At 66.7% G+C, this 559-nt stretch carries 1 pseudogene; it reads left to right on the forward strand.

Annotated elements, in window-relative coordinates:
• Positions 1-559 (forward strand): annotated as a pseudogene (groEL, locus tag ABD743_RS35665) (chaperonin GroEL); the annotation flags it as partial.

The raw sequence follows: 559 nt of genomic DNA on the forward strand, positions 1-559 counted from the left end.
AGTCCCAGACCTTCGGTCTGGAGCTCGAGCTCACCGAGGGCATGCGCTTCGACAAGGGCTACCTCGCACCGCATTTCGTCACCGATCCCGAGCGGATGGAGGCTGTCCTCGACGAGCCGTACCTGCTGTTCGCGGCGTCGAAGATCTCGTCGGTGAAGGACCTGCTGCCGGTGCTGGAGCAGGTGATGCAGACGGGCAAGCCGCTCGTCGTGATCGCGGAGGACGTCGACGGCGAAGCACTGCCGACGCTGCTGGTGAACAAGCTGAAGGGGACGTTCCGCTCGGTGGCGGTCAAGGCCCCGGGCTTCGGTGACCGCCGCGAGGCGATGCTGGCCGACATGGCCATCCTCACCGGTGGCGAGGTCATCTCAGAGAAGGTCGGCCTGAAGCTGGAGAACTCCGACCTGTCGCTGCTGGGCCGCGCCCGCAAGGTCGTGGTCACCAAGGACGAGACCACCATCGTCGACGGTGCCGGCGACGCCGACCAGATCGCGGGGCGGGTCAACCAGATCCGCGCCGAGATCGAGCGCACCGACTCCGACTACGACCGCGAGAAGCT

It is taken from the genome of Pseudonocardia yunnanensis (assembly GCF_039534065.1).
GTDB lineage: Bacteria > Actinomycetota > Actinomycetes > Mycobacteriales > Pseudonocardiaceae > Pseudonocardia > Pseudonocardia yunnanensis.